Origin of the sequence: Acidithiobacillus sp. (genome assembly GCF_027322205.1) — a bacterium.
In the GTDB taxonomy this organism is placed as follows: domain Bacteria; phylum Pseudomonadota; class Gammaproteobacteria; order Acidithiobacillales; family Acidithiobacillaceae; genus Acidithiobacillus.
In genome coordinates this window covers 1-9,229 of the sequence record NZ_DAHVHY010000077.1, presented here as the reverse complement: position 1 = coordinate 9,229, position 9,229 = coordinate 1, and the positions used below count along the sequence as shown (strand labels likewise).

At 56.5% G+C, this 9,229-nt stretch carries 9 protein-coding genes and 1 riboswitch; of the genes, 7 read left to right on the top strand and 2 right to left on the bottom strand.

From position 1 onward, the window contains the following. The coding region (gene glgP, locus M7F93_RS10150; RefSeq protein ID WP_298172889.1) for a glycogen/starch/alpha-glucan family phosphorylase at nucleotides 1–1,767 on the bottom strand (1,767 nt) is incomplete at its 3' end. 142 nt (nucleotides 1,768–1,909) lie between these two features. On the opposite strand from glgP, the gene M7F93_RS10145 reads away from it, so the two are divergent. Together M7F93_RS10145 and M7F93_RS10140 are read left to right on the top strand one after the other, a co-directional pair. Further along, nucleotides 1,910–2,362, top strand: coding sequence for a host attachment protein (locus tag M7F93_RS10145; protein ID WP_298172886.1), 453 nt, complete (start codon nucleotides 1,910–1,912; stop codon nucleotides 2,360–2,362). Further along, nucleotides 2,362–2,748, top strand: a complete 387-nt coding sequence (locus M7F93_RS10140) for a rhodanese-like domain-containing protein (RefSeq protein ID WP_298172884.1) — start codon at nucleotides 2,362–2,364, stop codon at nucleotides 2,746–2,748. The genes M7F93_RS10145 and M7F93_RS10140 overlap by 1 nt, the downstream gene beginning before the upstream one ends. A gap of 12 nt (nucleotides 2,749–2,760) precedes the next feature. Here M7F93_RS10140 and M7F93_RS10135 read toward each other — a convergent pair whose 3' ends face one another. After that, the gene (locus tag M7F93_RS10135; RefSeq protein ID WP_298172881.1) at nucleotides 2,761–3,702 is read right to left on the bottom strand and encodes a carbohydrate kinase family protein; all 942 of its coding nucleotides are present in this window, start codon (nucleotides 3,700–3,702) and stop codon (nucleotides 2,761–2,763) included. Between the two features lie 122 nt (nucleotides 3,703–3,824). On the opposite strand from M7F93_RS10135, the gene M7F93_RS10130 reads away from it, so the two are divergent. From M7F93_RS10130 to M7F93_RS10110, 5 genes are all read left to right on the top strand, one after another. Beyond that, the gene (locus M7F93_RS10130; protein WP_298172878.1) at nucleotides 3,825–4,430 is read left to right on the top strand and encodes an outer membrane beta-barrel protein; all 606 of its coding nucleotides are present in this window, start codon (nucleotides 3,825–3,827) and stop codon (nucleotides 4,428–4,430) included. Between the two features lie 140 nt (nucleotides 4,431–4,570). Continuing rightward, a complete protein-coding gene (gene metK, locus M7F93_RS10125; RefSeq protein WP_291521091.1) occupies nucleotides 4,571–5,740 on the top strand; it encodes a methionine adenosyltransferase in 1,170 nt (389 codons plus the stop codon). Between the two features lie 35 nt (nucleotides 5,741–5,775). Beyond that, nucleotides 5,776–5,909, top strand: a riboswitch (S-adenosyl-L-homocysteine riboswitch). 19 nt (nucleotides 5,910–5,928) lie between these two features. Next, nucleotides 5,929–7,335, top strand: a complete 1,407-nt coding sequence (gene ahcY, locus M7F93_RS10120; protein ID WP_298172870.1) for an adenosylhomocysteinase — start codon at nucleotides 5,929–5,931, stop codon at nucleotides 7,333–7,335. Next, complete coding sequence (gene metF / locus M7F93_RS10115) at nucleotides 7,335–8,153, top strand: methylenetetrahydrofolate reductase [NAD(P)H] (protein WP_298172867.1); 819 nt, start codon at nucleotides 7,335–7,337, stop codon at nucleotides 8,151–8,153. Before ahcY ends, metF begins: the two co-directional genes overlap by 1 nt. A 150-nt stretch (nucleotides 8,154–8,303) precedes the next feature. Next, nucleotides 8,304–9,176: a phosphoribulokinase gene (locus tag M7F93_RS10110; RefSeq protein WP_298172864.1), complete on the top strand. Its 873-nt coding sequence runs from the start codon at nucleotides 8,304–8,306 to the stop codon at nucleotides 9,174–9,176. Nucleotides 9,177–9,229 lie beyond the last annotated feature (53 nt).

Genomic DNA, 9,229 nt, shown 5'->3' with positions numbered 1-9,229 from the left:
AGCTTCGCCACGCTTGATGCGGTCGTAGAGGTGAATGACATGCAGAGCGTTGAGCAGTTGCCGTTTGTACTCGTGGATGCGTTTTACCTGCACGTCCACTAAGGCATCGGAGATAAAAGTGACGCCGGTATGCTGATGCACGAGCGCCGCCAGCCGTTCCTTGTTCACGCGACGCACCTCTGCCCAGTGCCTGCGGAACTCCGCATCATCCGCTGCAGCTGTCAGGTCCCGCAAGCGTTCCAGGTCGTGCTTCCAGTCGGGGCCGATGCGCTCGGTGAGGAGGTCACGCAGCCCTGGGTTGGCCCACTGCAGCCAGCGTCTCGGCGTCACCCCGTTGGTTTTGTTGTTAAACTTTTTTGGCCAGAGATGGTGAAAATCGGCAAAGAGCTCATTGCAGAGGAGTTCGGTGTGCAGTGCCGCGACCCCATTGACTGAAAAGCTGCCCACCACAGCGAGGTGCGCCATCCGTACCATCTGCTCGCCACCTTCTTCGATAATGGACAAGCGTTGCAGTAGGCCGGTGTCGCCCGGTGCGCGCCGGGCTACCTCCTGCAGAAAACGGCTATTGATTTCCAGGATGATTTCCAGCAGGCGTGGCAAAAGCTGCCGAAACAAGCGTACCGACCACCGCTCCAGGGCTTCGGGCAATAACGTGTGGTTGGTATAGGCCATGGTGTGACTGGTGATGTCCCATGCGTCCTGCCAGTTCAGGCCATGCTCATCCATCAGCAGGCGCATCAGTTCCGGCACGGCGCAACTGGGATGGGTATCATTGAGCTGGAAGCAGTGGTGTTGGGCAAAATCGCGGAAATTTTCGCCATGCACGGCGACCCAGTCGGCGACCACATCCTGAAGACTGGCCGAGGCCAGAAAGTACTGTTGGCGCAAGCGCAGTTCTTTGCCGTTTTCGCTGCTGTCGTTGGGGTAGAGCACCATACTGATGTGTTCTGCGCTATTTTTTGCCGCGACCGCCTCCGGATAAGCGCCGGCGTTGAATTCGCCGAGATCAAAAATATCGGTGGCTGCTGCACGCCACAGGCGCAGGGTGTTGACCACCTCGTTGCGATAGCCGGGGATGGGGATATCGTAAGGTACGGCGAGGACATCGTGGGTGTCGATCCAACGCTGACGCATTTTCCCGTAGGCATCATAATAGGTATCGCTACGCCCAAAAAAATGGATCCGGCGCACGCGCTCCGGCCGTTTCAGTTCCCAGGGATAGCCGTTCTTCAACCAGTGATCAGGTTCCTCTAGCTGCTCGCCACCACGAATCTCCTGACGGAACATGCCGTAATCGTAGCGAATGCCATAACCCGTGACCGGCAAACCCAAAGCGGCGCAACTGTCGAGAAAGCAGGCGGCGAGACGGCCCAGGCCACCATTACCTAGGCCCGCGTCAGGTTCAACCTTGAGGATATCCGCCAGCTTACGGTGCTCCTGAGCAAGCGTATCGCGCGCAGCGTCTTCCAAACCCAGGTTGAGCAGGGTATTACCCATAGTCCGCCCCAACAGGAACTCCAATGATAGGTAAAAGGTGCGCTTGCCATTTTCGGCAGCCACCTTTTTCTGGGTATTCTTCCAGCGTTCGATGAGCCGGTCACGCAGGCTCATCGCCAGTGCGGTGTAAACACTATTTCCCGAGCTGGCTGACTCTTCGGCACCCAGGGTGCGCAGCAGATAATGACGCGTGTCCATGCACAGGCTGGAGGCATCCATGCCCAAAGGGGGTAGTGAGCACACGGTTTTGTTGGGGCGTTGGGAGGGCATGGTGGGACTCCTCAAAAGGCGGGTGACAGGCAATCTCATCATAGGATGATGTTATGGCCGAAGGAAAGAGGGGGTATTGCTTGTTTTTTGTCGTTACCGTATCCATCTACTTAACGAGGGACTAATCGATGGAGGAAAACACATGATGGCTACCGTAACCTGGGTGTTGGTGAGTAATGCCGCGGAAGCGCGCCTCTTCAGAAATGAAGGTTGCGATACAGGGCTGTATCTCTTGCAGGATTGGACCCATCCCGACAGTCGCAAACATCAGGACGATCTGGTGACAGATGCGGGGGGGCGGGTTCAGCAGAGTTTCGCCGCCGGGGCACGACCTGGCATTGAGTGGCAAACCAGTCCTAAGGAGACGGAAATGCTGTGTTTCGCCAGTGAACTGGCGACCTATTTAGGGGCGGCACGTAAGCAGAATGTGTTCCAACACTTGGTACTTGTCGCTTCTCCGCATATTCTGGGTTTGCTGCGCGAAAAACTGGACGCACCTACTAGCGCAATGGTTTCAGGCACTTTGAGCAAGGATTATACCAGTGCTGGGGTTGACGAGCTCACTAAGCATCTCGCTCAGGTGATGTGCCCCTGATGGGTAAATCACTTGCAGATTTTATACGCAGTGCCCGCAGTCAAATTCGCGAGATAGACTGCGACACGCTGGAGGACTGGCTGCGCAGCCGCGATGATGTACTGGTGGTGGATGTCCGGGAGTCCAGCGCCTTCGTGGAGGGGCACTTACCCGATGCTATCCATGTACCGCGCGGATATCTGGAGGCGTTGGCTGATCCGGATTATAGTCATTGCCATCTGGAGTTGGCCTTGGCCCGTGATCGGGTCGTCGTGCTTTATTGCGATAGCGGAACACGTTCTGCTCTGGCAGCGGTGACCTTGCAGGAGATGGGCTTCACCGAAGTTTACAATCTTGGTGGTGGCATCAATGTCTGGGATGCCGAAGATAAGCCTATCGTTTCCTGAGTGGCTCGAAATCTAGCTGATATTCTCGCCAAAGTTTTCATGATAGCGCGCCTGGAATTCCGGCCAGGTAAAACGGTGATTCTGGGTGCCTGCACTTTCAATCTTATAGGCGCCCATCAACGAGGCAACCTTGCCGATCGTTTCCCAGCCGAGGTCGTGTTCCAGACCGTATAGCAGTCCGGCGCGATAGGCGTCACCGCAGCCGGTGGGATCCAGAACGGCTTTGGGTTTGGCGGCCGGAATGATCGTTTCCTCGCCATCATGATAAATCACCGAGCCATGCTCGCCGCGGGTGACAATCAGGGCTTTCAGGCGCTGGCAGAGTTCATCGACGCTGAGGCCGGAGCGGGCCTGCACCATCTGGCATTCATAATCATTGACGGTGAGGTAATCGGCTCGATCAATCAGGCGTGTCAGGGTTTCGGTATCAAAGAGGGGCAAACCCTGGCCGGGATCGAACAGGGTAGGGATGTTCGCCTCGGTGAGGTCTGTTAAATGCTGCACCATGGCGCTGAGACCGTCCGGGGAGACGATAGCCCAACGCACATCCTCCGGAATGCGGCCAGCCAGATGGTTTTCCTGAGCCTGAAACATGGCACCGGGATGAAAAGCGGTGATCTGGTTATCGTCCAAATCCGTAGTGATAAAGGCTTGCGCGGTGTAACGGTCTGGGAGAATGCGCAGCAGGTTGGTGTCTAACTCCAGTGCTTTCAGGTGATCGAGGTAGGGCGTGAAATCCTGGCCCGCGGTGCCGACAATCAGCGGGTTGCCACCTAACAATTTTAGGTTGTACGCGATGTTGCCAGCACAGCCGCCAAAGTCGCGCCGCATTTCCGGGACGGTAAAGGACACGTTCAGCATGTGTACCTGATCAGGCAGAATGTGTGCTTTGAAGCGGTCCTGAAAAACCATGATGGTATCAAAGGCCAGAGAACCGCAGACGAGAGTGGACATGAAAACTCCTTGTTGGTTTTTTGTCAAAATGGGCTAATGGGTGTGGTATATTCATCTAAATCAGGCTACGATTGTAACAGGTTTCAGTTCACAGTGCTGCTATATACGAGGTGCATTAGGTTATGAAGTGGGGGTTGCGTGCTTTACTGGTGTTCTCCGGGCTTGTCCTCGCCATTCCGGTTTGGGCGGCGGGCCAGTCTGCGCATGATGAGACCTACATCAATCTCTTTGGCGGGAGCACCTTTTTTGATGCATCCAGCGGACTGGGTGGCGGAGGTAATGCTGGTGTGGTTGGCTTGCGCCTGGGGCATCGTGTGGATGCCCATGTGGGGGTTGAAGCGCAAGTGGCGGCAGCCTTTGCTCAGTTACAGAGCCCCGCGCACGCTAACGCCGCCAATCAATACAGTGGCGCGGTCCTCGGTAATCTTTACGCTTTTGACAGCCCTGACACTCCTTACCTCTCTCTGGGTTTGGGGGCATCCAGCAACCTGTTTAATAACCAGCTCGGGCGGGGCACCTCGTTGATGGGTGTCTTCGGGGTGGGATATCAGTATCTATTGAATGATCAGATTGGTTTGCGTCTAGGTGTGCAGGATCAGTTGCTCTTTAGTACCCCTACGCCCAGCAGTGCTAACCTCAATGATGTACAGGTGACAGGTGGTATTTCCTATTTTTGGGGCGGTAGCAAAAAATCCTCTTTTCCGGTGGTCGGTCCGGCGCATCCTTAAGCCGTATACCCGCCACGCTTGAGCAATTTTTGCCTTTGCGGTGAGCGCGTTTCACTTCGCTTGTGCTGCTTTCCTTTGATATAGTGCGCGCTGTCCCTGTCGACTGTGACAGTCGGCCTAGCCAGCGAGGAGCCTAGCGCATGTCCAAAAGTCATCTTTTCACCTCTGAATCTGTTTCCGAAGGTCACCCCGATAAAGTTGCGGATCAGATTTCCGATGCCATTCTTGACGCGATTCTGGCTCAGGACCCCCGCGGTCGCGTGGCGGCCGAGACGCTGATTACTACCGGTCTGATCGTGCTCGCGGGTGAAATTACCACCACAGCGGTGGTGGATTATGCGGATGTGGCGCGCCAGACCGTGCGCCGGATCGGTTATAACTCCTCGGATATGGGTTTCGACTGGGCCTCCTGCGCGGTGGTGCAGACCTTGGACAAGCAATCCCCTGATATCGCTCAGGGCGTGGACGAAGGTGCCGGCCTTGACCTCGATCAGGGCGCTGGTGACCAGGGCCTGATGTTCGGCTTTGCCTGTGACGAGACGGATGTGCTGATGCCGACGCCCATCTATTTTGCCCACCGTCTGACCGAGCGGCAGGCGATGGTGCGCAAGGATGGTCGCCTGCCCTGGCTGCGTCCCGATGCCAAGAGTCAGGTGACGGTACGCTATGAAGATGGTCGCCCAGTCGCCATTGATACCGTGGTGCTTTCCACCCAGCATAGCCCGGATATCAGCCATGCAGATCTCGTCGAAGCGGTGCGCGAAGAAATCATCAAGCCCGTCCTGCCCCCTGAGATGATCCATAAGGATACTAAATACCTCATCAACCCCACCGGCCGTTTTGTGATCGGCGGGCCCGTGGGTGACTGTGGTTTGACCGGGCGCAAAATCATTGTGGACACCTACGGCGGTCAGGGTAGCCATGGCGGCGGTGCGTTCTCCGGCAAGGATCCTTCCAAGGTAGATCGTTCCTCTTCCTACGCCGGACGCTATGTGGCCAAAAACATCGTGGCCGCCGGTCTGGCCAGGCGTTGCGAAGTACAGGTGGCCTATGCCATCGGCGTTTCGCAGCCGGTGAGTCTGATGGTGGATACTTTCGGTACCGGAGTGATTGACGACGACCGGATCGCCGCTCTGGTGCGTGAGCACTTTGACCTGCGTCCCAAAGGTATCATCCAGATGCTCGACCTGTTGCGGCCCATTTATGCTAAAACGGCTGCTTATGGTCACTTTGGTCGCGAAGAGCCTGAGTTTACCTGGGAGCGTACTGACAAGGCCGCCGCCTTGCGCGACGCTGCCGGACTGCGGTAAAAATGCCTTAGCGGGGGTTCTCCCCGCTGGAAGATCGGGTCGAGGGGCGCTGCAGTCGTCATGCCTCGCTTTGCCGTCCCGGCTGGATGCTTTCCCGGCCGGAAAGGCGGCGGGGGCGACGATCAGGCTCGACCTATGCTTCCCATCTGTAAAACTGCGCTCGCTTTCATGCTCAAGGAATGACTTACATGAATGCTGTGCTCAAAAGTTCTGCTGATTACAGAGTCGCCGATATTTCCCTTGCTGACTGGGGACGTAAAGAAACCCGCATTGCCGAAACGGAAATGCCGGCACTGATGACCATTCGCCGCAAATATCAGGCGCAGCAACCCCTCAAGGGCGCGCGTATTGCCGGCTGCATCCATATGACCATCCAGACTGCGGTGCTCATCGAAACGCTGGTAGCGCTTGGTGCGGAAGTGCGTTGGTCTTCTTGTAACATTTTCTCCACCCAGGATCAGGCGGCGGCGGCCATCGCGGCGGCGGGTATTCCGGTTTTCGCCTGGAAAGGTGAGACGGAAGACGAGTATTGGTGGTGTGTCGAGCAGACCATCACCGGCCCGGATGGCTGGCGCCCGAACATGCTGCTGGATGATGGTGGTGACCTTACCGGCCTGCTGCACCAGAAATATCCGGAACTGCTGGCCGGTATCCATGGTGTCTCCGAGGAAACCACTACCGGTGTGCATCGCCTCTGGGAAATGGCCAGGGAAGGGAGCCTGAAAATTCCTGCCATCAACGTCAACGACTCCGTGACCAAAAGCAAGAATGACAACAAGTATGGTTGCCGGCACTCGCTCAGTGATGCGATCAAGCGGGCTACCGACCATCTGCTTTCCGGTAAGCGTGCGCTGGTGCTGGGCTATGGCGATGTGGGCAAGGGGTCGGCGGCCTCCCTCCGTCAGGAAGGGATGATTGTGCGCGTTACTGAGGTGGATCCCATTTGCGCCATGCAGGCCTGTATGGACGGTTATGAAGTCGTGTCACCCTATAAAAACGGCATCAACGATGGTACAGATGCCAGCATTGATCGTGATCTTCTGGGCCAGATGGATTTGCTGGTGACTGCTACCGGCAATTTCAACGTCTGTGACGCCGGTATGCTCAAGGCCATCAAGAAGGGTGCCGTGGTCTGTAACATCGGTCATTTTGATAACGAGATCGATACCGTTTTCATGCGCAAAACCTGGGCCTGGGACGAAGTGAAGGCGCAGGTCCACAAGGTCTATCGCGATGCGGCTGCCGGTAAGGCCTTTGATCCTGATAGTGACGACTACCTGATCCTGCTCTCCGAGGGGCGTCTGGTGAACCTGGGCAACGCGACGGGTCACCCCAGCCGAATCATGGATGGTTCTTTCGCCAACCAGGTGCTGGCGCAGATTCATCTGTACGGCGAGCGTTTTGCCGATCTGCCTGCCGCGGAGAAGGCTGGTCACATCTCCGTTACCGTCCTGCCGAAGGCTCTGGATGAAGAAGTAGCGCGCTATATGGTGGAGGGTTTCGCGGGGGTATTGACCCGCCTGACCGACGCGCAGTCCAAGTACCTTGGCGTGTCCGTTGATGGCCCCTTCAAAGCGGATGCGTACCGCTACTAATGGCACATTCCGTCGAGTTCTTTCCCCCTAAAAATGCTGCGGGTGAGGAACGTCTGCGGGAGGCGATAACCGCGCTTCTCCCCTTGGGTCCCGAATATGCTTCGGTGACCTTCGGGGCGGGCGGGTCCACCCGCGAGCGGACCTTTGCTACCGTGACCGCGATCCGTCAGGATTATGATCTGGAGGCGGTGCCGCATCTCTCGTGCATTGGGTCTACGGAAGCCGGGATCCGGGAGATTCTCGAAGATTACCAGAAGCAGGGCATACGCCGCATCGTGGCTTTGCGTGGTGATTTGCCGGAGGGTATGGAGAATCCCGGCCATTTTCAGCATGCCGCAGATCTGGTTGCATTTATCCGTCATTTTGGTGGTTTTGACGTGTATGTGGCGGGCTATCCGGAGATTCATCCCCGGGCGACTTCGGCTCGTGATGATGTGGCACATCTGGTGAGCAAGGTGCAGGCTGGAGCGGATGCGATTATCACCCAGTATTTTTTCAATCCCGATGCCTACCTGCAGTTGCGCGACGAGTTGCAACGGCAGGGGATTGAAGTGCCGGTGGTGGTCGGCGTCATGCCCATCACCAATTTTGAGCAGATATCCCGTTTTTCTGCCATGTGCGGAGCGGACATTCCGCAGTATGTGCGACGACGGATGGAAGCCTACGCTGATGATCTACAATCCCAGTATCAACTCGGAATCGACTTGTTGAGCCGGCAGTGCCAGTTGCTGCTGCGGGAAGGTGCGCCGAGCCTGCATTTTTATACCCTGAATCAGGCTGAGGCGACGGCAGCGATCTGGCGCAATCTCGGCCTTTAGTCATCATTGACGCCATCGTCGGGCCAGCGCGCAGGCTCTGTGGCGGCTTTTATATTGACCAGCGGACGCCCTTTGCTAAACTGACCCAAAGAATGCTTGCTCGCAGAGCGGATCCCTGCAGGTTTTATTCACCAAAGAGGTTATATTCCTATGTCTAAAAAACATCCCGTCGTTGCCGTGACTGGTTCCTCAGGGGCGGGTACCACCACCGTCAAGCACGCCTTCCACGATATTTTCCGGCGCTTGAAAATTGACCCGGTCGTCATTGAAGGTGACAGCTTCCATCGTTACAACCGTACCGAGATGCGCGAAGCCATTGCCAAGGCTGCAGCCGAGGGTAAAACCATCAGCCATTTCGGCCCGGAAGGCAATGATTTTGAAGCGTTGGAGCGTCTGTTCCGCGAGTATGGTGAGAGCGGTCATGGACAGATGCGTTACTACGTCCACGACGAGCCAGAGGCAGAGTTGCGTGGCAGCGCACCAGGTACCTTCACCCCCTGGCAGGATATCCCCTCTGGTACTGATCTGCTGTTTTATGAAGGGCTGCATGGTGGTGTGAAGACAGACGATGTCGATGTGACTAATTACGTTGACTTGTTAGTTGGTGTGGTGCCAGTGGTCAATCTGGAATGGATTCAGAAGATTCACCGTGACAATGCCCAGCGCGGCTACTCTGCCGAGGCGATTGTGGATACCATCCTGCGTCGTATGCCAGATTACATCCACTACATTACCCCGCAGTTCTCACGTGCCCACATCAATTTTCAGCGCGTGCCGCTGGTGGACACGTCCAATCCCTTCATTGCCCGCGATATCCCGACACCGGACGAGAGCATGGTGGTCATCCGCTTCCGGGACCATAAGGAAGAGAATTTCCCTGCTCTCCTGCAGATGTTGCCGGGTAGTTTTATGTCGCGCTCCAATACCTTGGTGATCCCAGGGACCAAGATGGGCTTTGCGATGGAAATCATTCTCGGGCCGCGTATTGAACGGATGCTGGAGGATATGCATCACCCTATCTGAGGGGGTTGCAGGCTTCGCCTGTGACGGATGATGATCCCGTGGTGGCGGCAGCC